The sequence below is a fragment of the Pseudarthrobacter sp. 1G09 genome (assembly GCF_050038305.1).
In the GTDB taxonomy this organism is placed as follows: domain Bacteria; phylum Actinomycetota; class Actinomycetes; order Actinomycetales; family Micrococcaceae; genus Arthrobacter; species Arthrobacter equi.
Window position 1 is genome coordinate 453,362 of the sequence record NZ_CP188306.1, and the last position, 15,686, is coordinate 469,047.

The window sequence follows — 15,686 nt, forward strand, 5'->3', positions numbered from 1 at the left end:
CCGCCTTGCACGCCGGACGGCAGCAGCGGGCGCACCACTGCCACGCACAGCAACAGCCGTCACTTCGAAAGCCGGTACCCCAGAACCACGCACGCCGGAACCTACGGCAGTAGCGCCCGGGACCTTGACCGGCATGGCCCAGGTGCCGTGGCGCCACCTGTCCGGACCACAAACAGCAGCCTCAACACCCAGCCACCACAGGAGACCGTGTGCCAGCCACTCTCACCCATAGGATCAGCATGCTCTGCGGAGCAGACCTGGCCGCCTTCCGTGCCCGGTTCTGCTCCCTTGCTCATCGGGACGTCTACGCCGACGGGCTCGAAAGCGCCGTGACAACGATGCCCCGGCACCCGTCGCTCCTCACCGAAGGCTCGTCGGTGGACATCCTGGGGTTCGGCACCTGCGCCGGACACGGGCCGCCGCAGCTGACATTGTCCGTGGCCATGCTGCTCGACTATCCGCGCTGGCCCCAGGAAGTCTTTTGGGACGAAGCCCACGCCTGGGCCGAAGCCGTGGCCGGCCCCTCGATGACCGTCGCCGGCCTCCCAGGGAGCCGCGAGAACGAGGACGGCATGATGTTCCATTACCGGCTGAAGGTCACTGAGCCCGCCGCCGCCGCATCCCCACCGCCGGCCCGGCAGCCGGCAGGCACGGCTGCCGTGATCCGCCCATCAACCAGGACTGCCAATACGTCCTGGGCTGACGTGCCTGTGCCTCCCGCAACAAGCGCGCCCCGGCCGGTCGCATCGCCGTCAGGTGCGGTGGCGCCCTCCAGATCGTCTCAATCCAGCTGACTGACCAGGACCTCCGGCCAGCGGGCTCGCCATTCCTAAGCTTGTTCGCGGGTCAGAGCCCTCGAGGCCAGGATCTGCGAACAAGCTCAGGATTCGAGCCCGGACTGCCGGCCCCAGGGTAAACATTCACAGCGTGGGCAACCTGTGAGTATTTACCGGCTGTTCAACAAACCTGTGGCGCGCGTCCTAGCGGCGTTTGGGGGTGTCTGTTTCACTGGAACAATGACAACCCTGACTGAAACCTCAGTCGCCGGCAACGATGACCGGCGAAACACAGAACCCAACAACAGCGCCCTCAACGGCCGGCAACTCATGGTTGCCTTGGACGTGGACGGCACCCTGGTGGACCACGACGGCCACATGTCCCCGGCCGTCCGGGAATCCGCGCAGGCCGTTGTGGAGGCCGGCCATGAGGTGATGATCGCCACCGGACGGTCCCTCAACGCCACGCTGCCCATTATTGAAAAGATCGGCGTGGAGCGCGGCTACGCGGTGTGCTGCAACGGCGGCGTGACGCTGCGGCTGCACCCCGAACTCGACGGCGGCTACGAAATTATCCACAAGGCCACCTTCGATCCCGCACCCGCCCTCCGGGCACTCCGCGAGCGGCTCCCCTCAGCCAAGTACGCGCTCGAGGACGCGGACGGCAACTTCCTCTCCACCGAGCGGTTCCAGGATGCCAGCTTTGGGGTCGAAGCCATCGGCGTCGACTTCCAGACCATGCTCGAGGCCACGGCCGTGCGCGTGGTGGTGTTCAGCACCGAGAACACCCCCGAGGAGTTCAACGAGGCTATCGAGCACATCGGCCTCGCCGGCGTCACGTACTCGGTTGGTTGGACGGCGTGGCTGGACATCGCCGCCGCCGGAGTTACCAAGGCCAGCGCCCTGGAAAACCTCCGCCTCCAGCTCGGCATTGATCCGAGCCGCACGGTGGCTGTGGGCGATGGCAGGAATGATATCGAGATGCTCGGCTGGGCCGGCAGGGGAGTGGCCATGGGCCAGGCCCCGGAAGAGGTCATCGCCATTGCGGACGAGGTCACGCACTCCGTGCACGACGACGGCGCAGCGCACGTGCTGCGCAGCCTCCTCTAGGCAGCCGCTCGCCGCCGTCCCCTATCTGGTCCTAGCGCTCAGCTGACAGCGGGCGGTGGGCCAGCGTTCCGCCGTCGTACCCGCGGAGTGCAGGCTTACCATTCCCCGGCACGGTTCCGTAACCCAGCCGCGTACAAGGCAGAATGGAAGGCATGACCCTTACGACGTTTGCCCTCGTCCGCCACGGCCAGACCGACTGGAATGCCGAGCGCCGGCTGCAGGGGTCCACCGACATTCCGCTGAACGAGGTGGGCCGGGGCCAGGCGCGTGACGCCGCCGCCGTCCTTTCGCCGTACGAATGGGATGCGATCGTCTCTTCACCGCTGAGCCGTGCCGCGGAAACAGCTGACCTCATCGCCGAAGGCCTGGGCCTTAAGGTGTCCCGGCGCGTTCCGGAGCTGACCGAGCGCAGCTTCGGGCCCGCCGAGGGCATGCAGGCCGGACCCGAACTGGAGGCGCTGCGGATTCCGGGCGGCTTTAAGGGGGCCGAAAGCGAGGACGAAGCTGCGAGCCGCGGCCTCGCGGCCCTGGAAGCGCTCGCCGAGGAGTTCAGCGGCCAGCGGCTCCTGGTGGTCACCCACGGCACGCTCCTGCGCGTCAGCCTCAGCCGTGCCATCGGCGAAACCCTGCCCAGCGTGGACAACGCCGCACTGAACCTGGCGCACCACCACGCCATCGATGGGTGGCAGCTCGAATACTTCAACGGCGAGCCCGTCATGGCTGCCACAGCCAAGTAGCGCCGCTACCTCACCTCGAGGATCAGCGCCAGCAGCCGTGCAGCAGCCGGCCTGGCCGCGTGTTCCTCGTTCCACTGTGCGCGGGCCACGGCTTTGCTGACCGCCTGGGTGGTGATGCCCAGCTCCTGTGCCACCGCCTTTTGCTGGCCGCGGACACCTGGGGTCAGCAGGTCAAGCACCCGCCATTCCGCGCCCGACCGGTCCCGCACGATGTGGCCCAGCAGGCGGAGGACCGCCTCGGCGTCGTGCGCAATGTCCGCAAGTGGCCCTTCGACGGCCACCGGAACGCGCTCCTTGCTGTTCCGCAGCCGGTCCACCGCCCGGCGTGCATACACCAGGCCATGGCCGGAAGCATCTTTGATCTGGTTTGGCAGCGGCTCATTGACCGGCCCGACGCCGATCCCCACGTACCACTGGCCGCTGCGGAGGGCGACAAGCGCAGCCTCTACCGCCTGTTCAGGGCATTCAACGATCCCTTGGACTTCGTCCTCGACCGAGCGGTCAAAGTCCAGGCGCGCGGGAATGTGCCGCAGGTCCTTGAGTAACTGCGGCACCCGGTCACCGTCGCGCCGGCTGTCCGTCTGGTTGATTGTCAGCGTGAACATTCTGGGTACACACTACCGGTAAGTAGGAAATGTGCGAGGGGGAGTATTACGGCTGGTCAAGCGGCTATGGACCGGTCGTAGGGCGGGACTTCCGGAGCTCCGGCCGGAAGTTTCGGAAACCTCCGGTCGACGGTGAGGTGCCGTCCCTTCGGTTCAGCACCTGAGGGTGAAGAGCCCTCCGCGGTGCTGATGATCAGCACAAGGATCATCACGGTGAACAGGACGGTCCTCGCGAACATGACCCACCCGGCCCGCCAGAATCCCGGCGCTTCGCCCGTACTGATCCGGACCACTTCCGTCTGCGAGGCCAGCGAGCCCAAGGACCGTCCACCCGCACAGCAGAACCCGTACAGCCAGGGTGCGATGAGCCAGGTGGCGGCAGCAGCGCCGGCGGCCTTGCCCGCATTCCCGCTTCCCGAAGTTCCTGCCAGGACGGCCGCCGCGATCGCAAGAACCATTACGATGCCGAAATCCACGGCCCAAGCTTTGACGGTCCGCCAAATGGTGGAATCGACCATGCGCGTCCCGTTCCGCAAGGTCTTGACCCGCTGGCGGGCGCTTTTCCACAGGGCTGCCTCCGCGCGTGACTGCGTTGCTGCCGTGCCGTGTACGTCGGTCACGTCCGTTCCCCCAAAGTTCGACTTGCCCGAAACATCACCAATCTATCGTGCTTAGGTTGCACCGCCCACGGGTAGGGCCGCCCATGTGGACAGTGCCTGGTGGTTGTGCCTGCGCCGCTGAAATGTTGCGATGGAGGCACGGCCGGGCACGGCGCGAACCCTGAGGTGAGGATGGTTATGACCGGCAGCACTGGGAATGAAGTCAAAGGAAACGGCAACGCAGGGCAGGCAACCGAACAAGCAACCGCTGCACAGGGCACCCTGGGCCGCCAGGAACTCGAGCTCGTGGACCGCTGGTGGCGTGCCGCCAACTACCTCTCCGTCGGCCAGATCTACCTGCGCTCCAACCCGCTGCTGCGCCGGCCCCTGAGCCCGGAAGACACCAAGTCCCGCCTGTTGGGCCACTGGGGCACCACGCCCGGGCTCAACTTTGTGTACGCCCACCTGAACCGCGTCATCCGCCGCGACGCTGCGGAGATGCTCTTCATTGCCGGTCCCGGCCATGGCGGCCCCGCCGTCGTGGCCAATGCCTGGCTGGAGGGAACGTATTCGGAGATCTACGGCCACGTGGGCAATGACGAAGCCGGGCTGGCGGAACTCTTCCGCCAGTTTTCCTACCCGGGCGGCATCCCCAGCCACGCGGCGCCGGAGAGCCCGGGGTCCATCAGCGAGGGCGGCGAACTCGGCTATTCGCTGGCCCACGCCTACGGCTCGGTGCTGGACAACCCCCAGCTGGTGACCGCGGTCGTGATCGGCGACGGCGAGGCCGAAACCGGGCCGCTGGCGGCCAGCTGGCACTCGCACAACTTCCTGGATCCGACGGCGGACGGCGCCGTGTTGCCCATCCTGCACCTCAACGGCTACAAGATCGCCAACCCCACGGTGCTCGCCCGCATGCCCCAGGAACAGCTGGAGCAGCTGCTGCGCGGTTACGGCCACGAACCGTACTTCGTCACGGTGCAGGACCCGGGCAACACCGTGCAGGCGCACCAGGACTTCGCCGGCGTCCTTGACCAATGCCTCGCCGACATCCGCGCCATCCAGGCCGAACACCGCAACGCCGAAAACACCCCCAACGGGGCCGGGGACGACACCTCCGGGGAACACCCCGGACACCGCTGGCCCATGATCGTGCTGCGCTCGCCGAAGGGCTGGACCGGTCCGCGGACAGTGGACGGGCTGCAGGTGGAAGGAACATGGCGGGCCCACCAGGTCCCGCTGTCCGAGGTCCGCACCAACGGCGAACACCTCAAGCAGCTGGAGGAGTGGCTGCAGTCCTACCGTCCGGAAGAACTGTTCGACGGCGACGGGCGGCTCCGTGCGGACGTCGCCGAGGCAGCGCCCACCGGGGACTTCCGGATGAGTGCCACCCCGCATGCCAACGGCGGAGTGCTGCGGCGCGCCCTGAAGCTGCCCGCCTACCGGGACTACGCCGTCGAGGTGGAAGCAGCGGGAACGGACCGTGTGAGCCCCATGATCACGCTGGGCTCGTGGATGCGGGACGTGATCGCGCAGAACATGGAGAACTTCCGCCTGTTCGGGCCGGACGAAACCGCGTCGAACCGGCTGCAGAACGTCTACGAGGTCACCGACAAGGTGTGGCAGTACCGGATTGACGACGCGGACGAGCACCTCGCGCGCTCGGGACGCGTGATGGAGGTCCTCAGCGAGCACCTGTGCCAGGGCTGGTTGGAAGGCTACCTCCTCACCGGCAGGCACGGCGTTTTCAACTGCTACGAGGCTTTCATCCACATTGTCGATTCCATGTTCAACCAGCACGCCAAGTGGCTGAAGGTGCACCGGAGGTTGCCGTGGCGCCAGCCTGTGCCCTCGCTGAACTACCTGCTGTCCTCGCACGTCTGGCAGCAGGACCACAACGGTTTCTCGCACCAGGACCCGGGGTTTATTGACCATGCGGTGAACAAGAAGGCGGAAATCATCCGGGTGTACCTGCCGCCGGACGCCAACACCCTGTTGTCCGTCATGGAGCACTGCCTGGCGTCCACGGACTGCGTGAACGTGGTGGTGAGCGGAAAGCAGCCCTCGCCCACCTGGCTGGGCCCGGCGGACGCCGCCAACCACTGCCGCCGCGGCCTGGGAATCTGGACGTTCGCAGGCTCGGAGGTGGCCGGCGAGGAGCCCGACGTCGTGCTGGCCTGCGCGGGCGACGTTCCCACTGTGGAGACCGTGGCCGCCGCCGAACTCCTGCGCAATGCGATCCCGCGGCTGAAGGTCAGGGTGGTGAACGTGGTGGACCTGATGCGCCTGCAGGATGAGAGCGAACACCCGCACGGGTTGCCCGGCAGGGACTTCGACGGCATCTTCACCACGGACAAGCCCATCATTTTCGCGTATCACGGCTACCCCGCGCTGATCCACCGCCTGGCGTACAAGCGCACCAACCATGCGGGCCTGCACGTGCACGGCTACCAGGAGGAGGGAACCACCACCACCCCGTTCGACATGGCCATGCTCAACGGGATCGACCGCTTCACGCTGGCCATCGACGCCATGGACCGGGTGCCCGGCCTGGCCGGGAAGTACTCACTCCTGCGGCAGGAGCTGCAGGACCGCCGCGACAGCGCCCGCGGGCACACCCGCACCCACGGCGAGGACCCGGAGGAGATCCGGAACTGGAAGCTGGGCAGCTGACTTTTTGTCAGTCCTGGAGGTCGCTGAGCCCGCACGAGGGCAGGTGGATCCAGCCCTCGCTGCGGGCGGCCTGGGCGTGCGCCTGATCGGGGAGGAGCGTACGACGGCGGGCCACGGCCCGGGCGGTCAGCGAGGCGACGACGGCGTCGAACAGGTCGTCCGAGGCCGCCAGTTGGGCCCCGTGCCCGGCCAGGTCCAGCCACGGCGCCTGCTCACGGAGGGCTTCAAGGAGCACGCCGAGCCGTTCGGTTTCCGTGGTGCCGCGGCCCTTGTAGCCGCGGCCGTTGAGGCCCCAGATCTTGAGCGAGGCCGCCGGATACACCTCGGCCAGCCGGCCGGAGCCATCCCGGGACTGGGGGCCATGCAGGGAAGCGATCTTCGCCTGGATCACGGCGCAGCGCATGGCAGGATGAGCCAGCCTGTCCGCCGAAACGCTCAGCGGAATCAGGCCCGTCTGGGCGGTGCAGAAACGGTCTGTGTCCCGGTAGGCGAGGAGGCGCCGCCCGGCGATGCCGTCGTGTTCGAGCACTGGCGCCGCAACGTTGGCCAGGTGCCCGGTGAGGAACGGGATCAGCGCGTCCGGCCAGCCGACAGGGCAGTCGACGCCGGTCATGTCACTGGTGCCGAACAGGTCCACAATCGCCTGGTCATCCACGTCCAGGGCCAGATGGGCGAGCGTGGCGCGGCCTTGGCCCTGGGAATCCAGGTCCCATTCGATGACGGCAACCGCGGTCTTTTTGGTGGCTGCCGCCAGGTCCACGCCGAGGGTCCTCATCCGGCCTCAGACCCTCCGATAGTGCAGCGCATCGTCAACAGCGCCGGCCTCGCCCAGGTCATCCCCGCGGGCGAAGCCGGCCCACAAGGCCCGGACCAGCCGGCCGGTCATGTCTACCGTTTCCCACGGAGCGCCGGCGATCAGCCCCACGCCGTCCCAGGTCCCCCGGTTGCCCAGGAGCAGCGGCAGGTCGATGGTGTGGGCTGCGCCGAAGAGGTTATCCGGCGCATGCCAGCTCAGCAGGTAACGGTGTGCCCGTCCTCCTGCGCGCTTGTGGCGGCGTGCAAACTTCCGCGACGCCCACCCGTAGACGGTTTCGGTGACCACCCAGTCGACGGCGCGCACTGCGGCGGCCCCCACTGCCGGTACCTTGAGCAGGCGCATCAGGAAGGGACTCCGGGGGAGGAAAAGCCGCGCTTCCTCCGAGGTGTGGCCAATCAGGATGTCGATGCCCGGCGCAGACCGGTCCCACGCGGCGGCGATGTCCTTCTCCTCCGGCAGTGGGGCATGGCCGTACTGGGTTCCGAACGGCATGGCGGCCAGCATCCCGAACTTCCGCGACACCTGCGCCACCTGTGCCTCCCGGTCCACCACTTCCATGGCCGGGGTCTCCTCCGTTACCGATTCCGCCGCGATCCCCATGGCGTGGTTCATCCGTGCCCGGCCGCGGGAAATCCCCAGCGGCGCGCTCTGGATGATGGCACGCCGGAACAGCGACGGCGCGTCGGGGGTGGCCATCAGGTGGGCAATGGCATCCCCGCCGGCAGACTGGCCGAACGCCGTGACGCAGCCCGGATCGCCGCCAAACGCCGCAATGTTCCGCTGCACCCAGCGGAACGCCTCCAGCTGGTCCAGCAGGCCCAGGTTCGCCGGCCGGCCGGAGCGGGTGGCCAGGAAGCCGAATAAACCCAGCCGGTAGGTCACCGACACCACGATCACGCGGTTCTCGGCCACAAGCCGGGCGGGGTCGAAGATGGCGAGGTCGCCTGACCCGGTGGTGTAGGAGCCGCCGTGGATCCAGACCATCACGGGCAGCTCTTCGCCGGGCTTCAAATCGCCGGGCATGGTGATGGACAGGTTCTGGCAGTCTTCGCTGCCGGGAAGTTCGCCGTACCGGGTGCCCAGGACGTCGTCGAGGAACGGGACGGGTCCCTGCGGGCACGCCGGCGCCAGGGAGGTTGCAGAAAAGGTTTCGGTCCAGTCCGGCGCAGCAGCAGGGGGCTGGAATCGGGCCGCCGTGGCGTAGGGGATGCCCGTGGCGCGGAGTACGTCGCCGTCCCGCCAGCCGCTGACGGGCCCGCACGGCGGATGGAACAGAAGCTCGGACGTCACGGCTGGCTCGGAATTCACAGCCCCACCTTGCCACACCATCCTGGGACAACGACGGCGGGTGGCCGGCTTCGTAAAGCCGGCCACCCGCCGTCGGACCCTAAGGCAGTTGCTGGGGCACGCCCAGCCTGGGGACTAGTGTCCGGTGGGGACGTAACGCTTGATGGAGGCTTCCAGCTCGGCCTCGGCGGCGGCGCGGTCGCCCCAGCCCTCGGCCTTGACCCACTTGCCCGGCTCCAGGTCCTTGTAACGGGTGAAGAAGTGCTCGATTTCCTTGATCAGGAATTCGCTGACGTCGCTGACTTCCTGGATGTGGTCGAAGCGCGCGTCGACAGGAACGCAGAGGACCTTGGCGTCTCCGCCGCCGTCGTCGGTCATGTTGAAGACGCCGATGGGGCGGGATTCAACGATGACGCCGGGGTGCAGGTCGAAGTCCTGCAGGAGCACCAATGCGTCCAGCGGATCGCCGTCTTCGCCCAGGGTGTTCTCGAAGAAACCGTAGTGCGTGGGGTACTGCATGGAGGTGAAGAGGACGCGGTCCAGGCGGACGCGGCCGGTCTCGTGGTCGACTTCGTACTTGACGCGCGATCCCTTGGGGATCTCGATGGTTACATCGTGCTTCATGGGAATGCTCCTCAGCGATTACAGGGGGTGCGCGGCACACTTGACGGTCCACAAAAAGGAGTGTCAGTGCCGCCGACTATTATTGAGGATATAGCGAGAGGCCCTGGAATCAGGAACTTGTGGGGAAATTTCAGGACTTGAGGACCGGCACCGGCATGACCAAAACCACCAGCGCGGAAGCGTGGCACCGCCGTGCGCTGAAGGCCGCGGCGCTGGGCCTTCCGGGCAGGTCCGTCGGCCCCGGAAAACCGTGGCACCTCCTCCTGCTCGCGGCACTCCTGCTGGTCCTTGCCCTTCCGGCGGCAGCACTCGTCGCCCCCGGATTCCTTGGCCCCGAAGCTCCCCCGCCTGCGCCCGAGGCCCCGCCCTGGCAGCGCGAACCCTCAGCTCTGGCATCCCCGCAGGGACTGGCTCCGCTGCAATCCACCGCCCCGGTCCCGGACCCCGCCGTTCTGTCGGCGCGGGTGGACCCGCTGTTGAAAACCGACGGCGGCGGTACTTTTACGGGCATCGTGCAGGATGCACTGACGGGCCAGGTCCTCTTCGAACGGGGCGGCGCCGACAGCCGGGTGCCGGCGTCGAACATGAAGCTGCTGACCTCCGTGGCCGCCCTGCGCACCCTGGGCCCGGACCATACGTTCGCCACGCGGGTGGTGGAGGGGCCGTCCGCCAACCAGGTGGTGCTGGTGGGCGGCGGCGACGTCCTGCTCGGACCCGGTGAATCGAAGCCGGGCGAGGTGATGGGAAGGGCAGGCCTCACTACCCTTGCGGCCCGGACAGTGGCATCGCTGCAGGCCAATGGTGCAACGGGGGAAATCAAGGTCCTGCTGGACGATTCCCTGTTTACCGGCCCGGCCCTGAACCCCGCCTGGCAGGAGGGCGACGTCGCCGCCGGCGAAGTGGCGCCGGTGTATCCGCTGGCCATGAACTCGGCGCGCTACGACCCCGCCGTGACCACGGGTCCGCGCCCGCAGGACGCCGCGCAGTCCGCCGCAGAGGAATTCGCGTCCCGGCTCCGCGCCGCAGGTGCCGCCGCGGGACTGACAGTGGCGGCCGGCGTCGACCGTTCACCGGCAGCGGGCCCGGCTGCCCCGGCTGCCGGAACCGAACGGCCCGACGTCCTGGCCGAGGTGCAGTCAGCCACCGTGGGGGACCAGGTGGACCTGCTGCTGCAGGAATCAGACAACTACCTGGCCGAGGTCATGGGGCGGATGGCGTCCCTTGCGGACGGCGGTCCGGGCAGCAACGACGGCGCCACGGCGGCTGTCAGCAGCCAACTGGCCCAGGCGGGTATTGCGGCGGGCCCCCTGACGCTGGTGGACGTGTGCGGCCTGGCGATGGGCAACCAGGTCTCGGCCGGCCAATTCGCTGAGGTGGTCCGGGCCATCACCACCGGCACCGATGCCAGGCTCCGGGCCGCCCTGGACGGCTTCCCGGTGGCCGGCCTCACCGGCACCCTTGATTCCCGGTACGGCGACGGGTCCACCATCCAGGGTGCGGGGCTGGTCCGGGCCAAGACCGGAACACTCAACACCGTCCTCGCGCTCAGCGGCTACGTCGTTGACGCGGACGGCCGGCTCCTGGTGTTCTCCTTCATCGGCAACGGCCTGACACCCGGCGCCGCGGGCAACAAGGTGGCGCTGGACCGGGCGGCAACGGCGCTCGCAGGGTGCGGCTGCCGGTAGGTCATCGCGCTCCCCTGGTATCTGTAACGCTGTATGCAGCGCCAGCCGAGGTCACGGGTTCCGCGGCCACCGCCATGGGCGCAGTGGTCCCCAGGAGTGCTGCCACCAGGACGGCGGCAACCACGGCCTTCCAGCCCTTCTTCGGGCCGGCGGTCAGGGGAGCGATGGGACGGTACGGGATCATGGTGTCCTCCTGAGGGGTTTGGGCGGTCCTGGCGAACGGTGCTGGCCAGGGCCGCTTCTGCGGGGAAGGGCCGCTGTTGCGGTGCAGGCACCACGATGCCGCCGCAGCTTAGGCCTGGCCTGTTGCCCTCCTGTGCTCCGGCTGTGAGAGTGGCGGCCCGCCGGTCCCTTCGCTTCGCCGGTGAGCGAACTTAAGGACGATCCCCGGCCCGCTGTGTTCTGATGGGACCTATGGAGTCCACTGCAGCCCAGTCCGCCCCCATCTCATCTGCTGATGCCGCTTCCCTGATCAACTGGGACCTGGCGGCTTCCACTGCGGCGCGGCTGGCTCCTGCCGGGCCGGATCTGAAGCCGGCAGCCATCAACGAAGCCGTGGACAGCCTCCGCAGGCTCGCCGACGCCTCCGTTCCGCACGTCCATGAGATCACCGGGCTGGAAGCTGCCCGGGACCTCCGTGATTCCTCGGTGCTGGTGGTGGACCGGGCATCGTGGGCCAAGGCAAACACGCAGTCCTTCGCGGTGATGCTGAAGCCGGCCATGCAGAAGATGCTGGACAACCGTCGCGGGTCGCTAAGCCCTTCCGCGGCCAGTGTCAGCGGCGCCATCACCGGCAGCCAGCTGGGCGCCGTCCTGGCGTTCCTGTCCAGCAAGGTCCTTGGACAGTACGATCCGTTTGCGGCGCTGGCCGAAAACTCCTCCGCCCCGGCCGCCGGGCGGCTCCTGCTGGTGGCCCCCAACATCGTCTCCGTGGAGCGCGAACTCAACGTGGCGCCCGAGGACTTCCGGCTGTGGGTCTGCCTGCACGAACAAACCCACCGGGTCCAGTTCGCCGCCGCACCGTGGCTGCGTCACCACATGCTGGACCAGATCGATAACCTCAGCGGACACCTGCTGGGCAACGTCGATTCCCTGATGGACCGGGCCTCGGCGGCTGCGCGCTCACTGAAGGACCGCTCCGCCACCGGAAACACCCCGGGCCGCGGCGCCATCCTGGACCTGCTGCAGGATCCGGAGGAGAAAGCCGCCATCTCGCACCTCACGGCCGTGATGAGCCTGCTCGAAGGCCACGCCAACGTGGTGATGGACGCCGTGGACGCCAGCATTGTTCCCTCCGTTAAGACCATCCGGCAGCGGTTCAACGACCGCGGCAAGGACCGTGGCGTGGTGGAGAAGTTCATCCGCAGCCTGCTGGGTCTGGATGCCAAAATGCGGCAGTACTCCGACGGTGCCCGCTTTGTCCGCGCAGTGGTTGGCGTGGCCGGCATGGAGGGCTTCAACCGGGTCTGGGAGTCGGCCGACCACCTGCCCACCGAACCGGAGATCCACGACGCCAAGCTGTGGCTTGAGCGGATGGGCCTGTAATTGCCTGACCTTCCCCCCACACATTCCGAACCACAGCCTTCCGGGCCCCAGCTCTCCGGGCCCGCCCGGCAGGATTCCACGCCGCAGGATTCCGCGGCACAGCGCAGCGGACGACGCCGGCCCGGCCGGTTGGCGCCCGTCGTCGGCACCGCGCGCAAGATGCTGGGCGACGCCTTGGCGCAGGCCGGCTATCCGGCGCATGTCCTGGTGGCCTGCAGCGGCGGGCCGGACTCGATGGCGCTGGCCGCCGTCGCCGCCTACTTCGCACGCCGCGGCAGCATTGACGGCCATCCCGTCACCGTCGGCGCCGTAGTGGTGGACCACCAGCTGCAGCAAGGCTCCGGGCGCGTGGCAGCTGACACCGCCAGTGCCCTTCGGGAACTGGGCCTCGCCCCGGTAGATGTCCACACCGTGACAGTGGCAGGCGCCGGCATGGGCCCCGAGGCCGCCGCCCGCGAGGCCCGCCACGCAGCGCTCGAAGCGGCAGCGGCGGACCAGGGTGCCGGCGCCATCCTGTTGGGGCACACCCTGGATGACCAGGCCGAGCAGGTGCTGCTGGGCCTGGCCCGCGGCTCCGGAACCCGTTCACTCGCCGGCATGCGTCCCGCCCGTGCAGGGGACGGAAGCGCCGTGCTGCTCCGTCCCTTCCTGGGGCTCCGCCGGGCCGACACGGAGGAGATCTGCGAGGTGGAAGAGCTGGACCCCTGGCACGATCCCACCAACACGGATCCCGCGTTCGCCCGTTCCCGGACCCGGGTGGAAGTCCTCCCGCACCTGGAGGAGAAGCTCGGCCCCGGCGTCGCGGAATCCCTGGCGCGCACCGCTTCCATCCTGCAACTGGACGCCGACTACCTCGAGGATGTGGCGGAAAGCACCTACGCGTCCCTGGTGGAGTGGAATGGCGCCGAAGCAAGCCTTCCTGAAGACGCCCTGCGCGGCCTCGCCCCGGCCATCCGGTTCCGCGTGATCGCCAAGGCCGCGGCCGACGTCGGCGGCCAGCAACCCGGCTATCGGCGCCTCGTGGCGGCGGAAGCACTGCTGCGGCGGCAGGGGTCGGCGGGCCCGGTGCAGCTACCCGGCGGGGTAGCCGCCTACCGGTTGTCGCTGGCCGAACTCGAAGGTCCCGGGACCGCAGACCGCCCCGGGACCGGTCCCCGTGAACCCGCGCGCTGTGGGAAGCTAGTATTCCGGCCGCTAAAACCGGCCACACATTAGTCGCACCCCGCATCTACACAGGAGCCATTGGTGGATTCAAACGACGTCCAGGCAGACCTCAAGCACGTTCTCTACACCAAGGAACAGATCCAGCAGCGCATCACCGAACTCGCTGCCCAGATCGACAAGGACTACGAAGGCCGCGAACTGCTCATCGTGGGCGTCCTCAAGGGCGCGGTCATGGTTATGGCGGACCTGGCGCGTGCCCTGCACAGCCACGTCTCGATGGACTGGATGGCGGTGTCCTCCTACGGCTCCGGCACCCAGTCCTCCGGCGTGGTGCGCATCCTGAAGGACCTGGACACGGACCTCATGGGCAAGGACGTGCTGATCGTCGAGGACATCATCGATTCCGGCCTCACGCTGTCCTGGCTGAAGACCAACCTGGAATCCCGCGGGACGGCGTCCGTGGAAATCTGCACCGCCTTCCGCAAGCCCACCGCCGCCAAGGTCCAGATCGACGTCAAGTACGTGGGCTACGACATCCCCAACGAGTTCGTGGTGGGCTACGGCCTGGACTACGCCGAGAAGTACCGCAACCTGGACTTCGTGGGCACCCTGGCCCCGCACGTCTACGAGTAGGCCACCATGCAGCTCGGCGGTTTCTCGGTAGGCCTCGCCGTGCAGGACCTCGCAGCTTCCATGGACTTCTACCGGAAGCTCGGGTTCACACAGTATGCCGGTGACCCGGACCAGAACTGGGTCATCATGAAGAACGGGGACACGAACATCGGGCTGTTCAAGGGCATGCTCGAGAAGAACGTGCTGATCTTCAACCCGGGCTGGGACCAGGACGCCAAGCCGACGGAACCCTTCACGGACGTGCGGGAGCTCCAGAAGGAGCTGCAGGCGCAGGGCGTCCCGTTCGCCGCCGAGGCCGACGCGAAGACCACCGGGCCCGCGAGTGCCATCCTGATTGACCCCGACGGCAACCCCGTCTACCTGGACCAGCACGTCTGATTTTGGCAAGGTCGAATATTGGCATCAAGGATGTCGCGGTGGCCGCAGGGGTGTCGGCAACCACGGTGTCGCACGTCCTGAACGACGTCACGTATGCGCGGATCAGCCCCGAAACCCGCAAAAAGGTGAAGGCGGCCGCGGAGCAGCTGGGCTACGAACCCAACCGGGTGGCGCAGGCGCTCCGCAACCGCCGCACCGGCGTGCTGGGGCTGGTCAGCGAGGATGTGGCCACCACGCCGCATGCCGGCCGGATCATCCTGGGTGCCGATGACGCTGCCCGCGCCCGCGGCTACACCCTCATGCTTATCAACACCGCCGCCACTGCCGGGGCCGCATCGCGGGAAGGCGACGTGGAGGCCGTGCTGGAACGGCAGGTGGATGGCATCCTCTACGCCACCATGTACCACCGGGTCCTGGACGCGCCGGCCAACCTCGGCAAGGTGCCAACCGTCCTGGTGGATGCCGTCACCGCTGACGGGCTCTTTCCCTCAGTAGTCCCGGACGAATACGGCGGCGCCCGCACCGCCGTCCGCGCACTGCTGGACGCCGGGCACACCCGCATCGGCTTCATCAACAACGTCCAGGACGTGCCATCCACCTCGGAGCGGCTCCGCGGTTTCCGCGACACGCTCACCGCGGCAGGGCTCGACGGCGGCCTGGCACCGGTGGAGGCGTCGTCGTCGGACGCTGCGGGCGGGTACGAGGCAGCGGCGAGGATCCTGCGGAGCGGACACCCGCCGTCTGGCCTGTTCTGCTACAACGACCAGATGGCCATGGGGGCCTACCGGGCAGCAGCGGAACTGGGCCTCAGCATCCCCGGCGACCTCTCCGTCGTCGGCTTCGACGACCAGGAACTGGTGGCCGGCAGCCTCTTTCCCGGGCTGACCACCGTGGCGCTGCCCCACTACGGAATGGGTGCCTGGGCCGCCAACCACCTCATCGACTCGCTCGAAGGAGCAGGGGACGGTTCTTCCGCCGGCGCCGGGACCACCGTGCTGGAGTGTCCGCTGGTCACCCGCGCGTCCGTCGCCGCACCCCGGAACCCCTAGCCCG

At 68.1% G+C, this 15,686-nt stretch carries 16 protein-coding genes; 10 read left to right on the forward strand and 6 right to left on the reverse strand.

Annotated features, from left to right (window positions below):
* Nucleotides 1–239: 239 nt before the first annotated feature.
* The 3 genes from ACP3TD_RS02130 to ACP3TD_RS02140 all read left to right on the forward strand — a co-directional run bounded on the left by ACP3TD_RS02130 (nucleotide 240) and on the right by ACP3TD_RS02140 (nucleotide 2,623).
* Nucleotides 240–794: a hypothetical protein gene (locus ACP3TD_RS02130; RefSeq protein WP_426765141.1), complete on the forward strand. Its 555-nt coding sequence runs from the start codon at nucleotides 240–242 to the stop codon at nucleotides 792–794.
* 222 nt (nucleotides 795–1,016) lie between these two features.
* On the forward strand, nucleotides 1,017–1,886 hold the full coding sequence (locus ACP3TD_RS02135) for an HAD family hydrolase (RefSeq protein WP_426765142.1): 870 nt from the start codon (nucleotides 1,017–1,019) through the stop codon (nucleotides 1,884–1,886).
* A gap of 152 nt (nucleotides 1,887–2,038) precedes the next feature.
* Entirely contained in the window at nucleotides 2,039–2,623 is a 585-nt protein-coding gene (locus tag ACP3TD_RS02140) for a histidine phosphatase family protein (RefSeq protein ID WP_426765143.1), read from the forward strand.
* Nucleotides 2,624–2,628: 5 nt separating this feature from the next.
* Here ACP3TD_RS02140 and ACP3TD_RS02145 read toward each other — a convergent pair whose 3' ends face one another.
* Together ACP3TD_RS02145 and ACP3TD_RS02150 are read right to left on the reverse strand one after the other, a co-directional pair.
* Complete coding sequence (locus tag ACP3TD_RS02145) at nucleotides 2,629–3,228, reverse strand: hypothetical protein (protein WP_426765144.1); 600 nt, start codon at nucleotides 3,226–3,228, stop codon at nucleotides 2,629–2,631.
* Nucleotides 3,229–3,284: 56 nt separating this feature from the next.
* On the reverse strand, nucleotides 3,285–3,848 hold the full coding sequence (locus tag ACP3TD_RS02150; protein ID WP_426765145.1) for an RDD family protein: 564 nt from the start codon (nucleotides 3,846–3,848) through the stop codon (nucleotides 3,285–3,287).
* 177 nt (nucleotides 3,849–4,025) lie between these two features.
* Between ACP3TD_RS02150 and ACP3TD_RS02155 the strand changes: the two genes are divergently transcribed.
* Nucleotides 4,026–6,500, forward strand: a complete 2,475-nt coding sequence (locus ACP3TD_RS02155; protein WP_426765147.1) for a phosphoketolase family protein — start codon at nucleotides 4,026–4,028, stop codon at nucleotides 6,498–6,500.
* A gap of 7 nt (nucleotides 6,501–6,507) precedes the next feature.
* Here the strand turns inward: ACP3TD_RS02155 and ACP3TD_RS02160 are convergent, their stop codons facing one another.
* The 3 genes from ACP3TD_RS02160 to ACP3TD_RS02170 all read right to left on the reverse strand — a co-directional run bounded on the left by ACP3TD_RS02160 (nucleotide 6,508) and on the right by ACP3TD_RS02170 (nucleotide 9,228).
* Nucleotides 6,508–7,275: a DUF429 domain-containing protein gene (locus tag ACP3TD_RS02160; RefSeq protein WP_426765148.1), complete on the reverse strand. Its 768-nt coding sequence runs from the start codon at nucleotides 7,273–7,275 to the stop codon at nucleotides 6,508–6,510.
* A 6-nt stretch (nucleotides 7,276–7,281) separates the two neighbouring features.
* Nucleotides 7,282–8,625 (reverse strand): carboxylesterase family protein, encoded by a 1,344-nt coding sequence (locus ACP3TD_RS02165; protein ID WP_426765150.1) that lies wholly within the window; start codon nucleotides 8,623–8,625, stop codon nucleotides 7,282–7,284.
* 114 nt (nucleotides 8,626–8,739) lie between these two features.
* Complete coding sequence (locus ACP3TD_RS02170) at nucleotides 8,740–9,228, reverse strand: inorganic diphosphatase (protein ID WP_015935533.1); 489 nt, start codon at nucleotides 9,226–9,228, stop codon at nucleotides 8,740–8,742.
* A 155-nt stretch (nucleotides 9,229–9,383) separates the two neighbouring features.
* Between ACP3TD_RS02170 and dacB the strand changes: the two genes are divergently transcribed.
* Complete coding sequence (gene dacB / locus ACP3TD_RS02175) at nucleotides 9,384–10,913, forward strand: D-alanyl-D-alanine carboxypeptidase/D-alanyl-D-alanine endopeptidase (protein ID WP_426765152.1); 1,530 nt, start codon at nucleotides 9,384–9,386, stop codon at nucleotides 10,911–10,913.
* 1 nt (nucleotide 10,914) lies between these two features.
* Here dacB and ACP3TD_RS02180 read toward each other — a convergent pair whose 3' ends face one another.
* Nucleotides 10,915–11,097 carry a hypothetical protein gene (locus tag ACP3TD_RS02180; protein WP_426765153.1) on the reverse strand — a complete coding sequence of 61 codons (183 nt, stop codon included), beginning with the start codon at nucleotides 11,095–11,097 and terminating at the stop codon, nucleotides 10,915–10,917.
* Between the two features lie 230 nt (nucleotides 11,098–11,327).
* Here ACP3TD_RS02180 and ACP3TD_RS02185 point away from each other — a divergent pair, with 230 nt between their 5' ends.
* From ACP3TD_RS02185 to ACP3TD_RS02205, 5 genes are all read left to right on the forward strand, one after another.
* Nucleotides 11,328–12,458, forward strand: a complete 1,131-nt coding sequence (locus ACP3TD_RS02185) for a zinc-dependent metalloprotease (RefSeq protein WP_426765154.1) — start codon at nucleotides 11,328–11,330, stop codon at nucleotides 12,456–12,458.
* Between the two features lie 159 nt (nucleotides 12,459–12,617).
* A complete protein-coding gene (tilS, locus tag ACP3TD_RS02190) occupies nucleotides 12,618–13,673 on the forward strand; it encodes a tRNA lysidine(34) synthetase TilS (RefSeq protein ID WP_426767111.1) in 1,056 nt (351 codons plus the stop codon).
* A gap of 30 nt (nucleotides 13,674–13,703) precedes the next feature.
* A complete protein-coding gene (hpt, locus tag ACP3TD_RS02195) occupies nucleotides 13,704–14,255 on the forward strand; it encodes a hypoxanthine phosphoribosyltransferase (RefSeq protein WP_015935538.1) in 552 nt (183 codons plus the stop codon).
* 6 nt (nucleotides 14,256–14,261) lie between these two features.
* Nucleotides 14,262–14,633 carry a VOC family protein gene (locus ACP3TD_RS02200; RefSeq protein ID WP_426765155.1) on the forward strand — a complete coding sequence of 124 codons (372 nt, stop codon included), beginning with the start codon at nucleotides 14,262–14,264 and terminating at the stop codon, nucleotides 14,631–14,633.
* A 2-nt stretch (nucleotides 14,634–14,635) separates the two neighbouring features.
* Nucleotides 14,636–15,682, forward strand: a complete 1,047-nt coding sequence (locus tag ACP3TD_RS02205; protein ID WP_426765156.1) for a LacI family DNA-binding transcriptional regulator — start codon at nucleotides 14,636–14,638, stop codon at nucleotides 15,680–15,682.
* Nucleotides 15,683–15,686: the final 4 nt, after the last annotated feature.

Coding starts and splice junctions, on each gene's coding strand:
- ACP3TD_RS02130 (WP_426765141.1), top strand. CDS start 240: ATGCTCTGCGGAGCAGACCTGGCCGCCTTCCGTGCCCGGTTCTGCTCC.
- ACP3TD_RS02135 (WP_426765142.1), top strand. CDS start 1,017: ATGACAACCCTGACTGAAACCTCAGTCGCCGGCAACGATGACCGGCGA.
- ACP3TD_RS02140 (WP_426765143.1), top strand. CDS start 2,039: ATGACCCTTACGACGTTTGCCCTCGTCCGCCACGGCCAGACCGACTGG.
- ACP3TD_RS02145 (WP_426765144.1), bottom strand. CDS start 3,228: ATGTTCACGCTGACAATCAACCAGACGGACAGCCGGCGCGACGGTGAC.
- ACP3TD_RS02155 (WP_426765147.1), top strand. CDS start 4,026: ATGACCGGCAGCACTGGGAATGAAGTCAAAGGAAACGGCAACGCAGGG.
- ACP3TD_RS02160 (WP_426765148.1), bottom strand. CDS start 7,275: ATGAGGACCCTCGGCGTGGACCTGGCGGCAGCCACCAAAAAGACCGCG.
- ACP3TD_RS02170 (WP_015935533.1), bottom strand. CDS start 9,228: ATGAAGCACGATGTAACCATCGAGATCCCCAAGGGATCGCGCGTCAAG.
- dacB (WP_426765152.1), top strand. CDS start 9,384: ATGACCAAAACCACCAGCGCGGAAGCGTGGCACCGCCGTGCGCTGAAG.
- ACP3TD_RS02180 (WP_426765153.1), bottom strand. CDS start 11,097: ATGATCCCGTACCGTCCCATCGCTCCCCTGACCGCCGGCCCGAAGAAG.
- ACP3TD_RS02185 (WP_426765154.1), top strand. CDS start 11,328: ATGGAGTCCACTGCAGCCCAGTCCGCCCCCATCTCATCTGCTGATGCC.
- tilS (WP_426767111.1), top strand. CDS start 12,618: ATGCTGGGCGACGCCTTGGCGCAGGCCGGCTATCCGGCGCATGTCCTG.
- ACP3TD_RS02200 (WP_426765155.1), top strand. CDS start 14,262: ATGCAGCTCGGCGGTTTCTCGGTAGGCCTCGCCGTGCAGGACCTCGCA.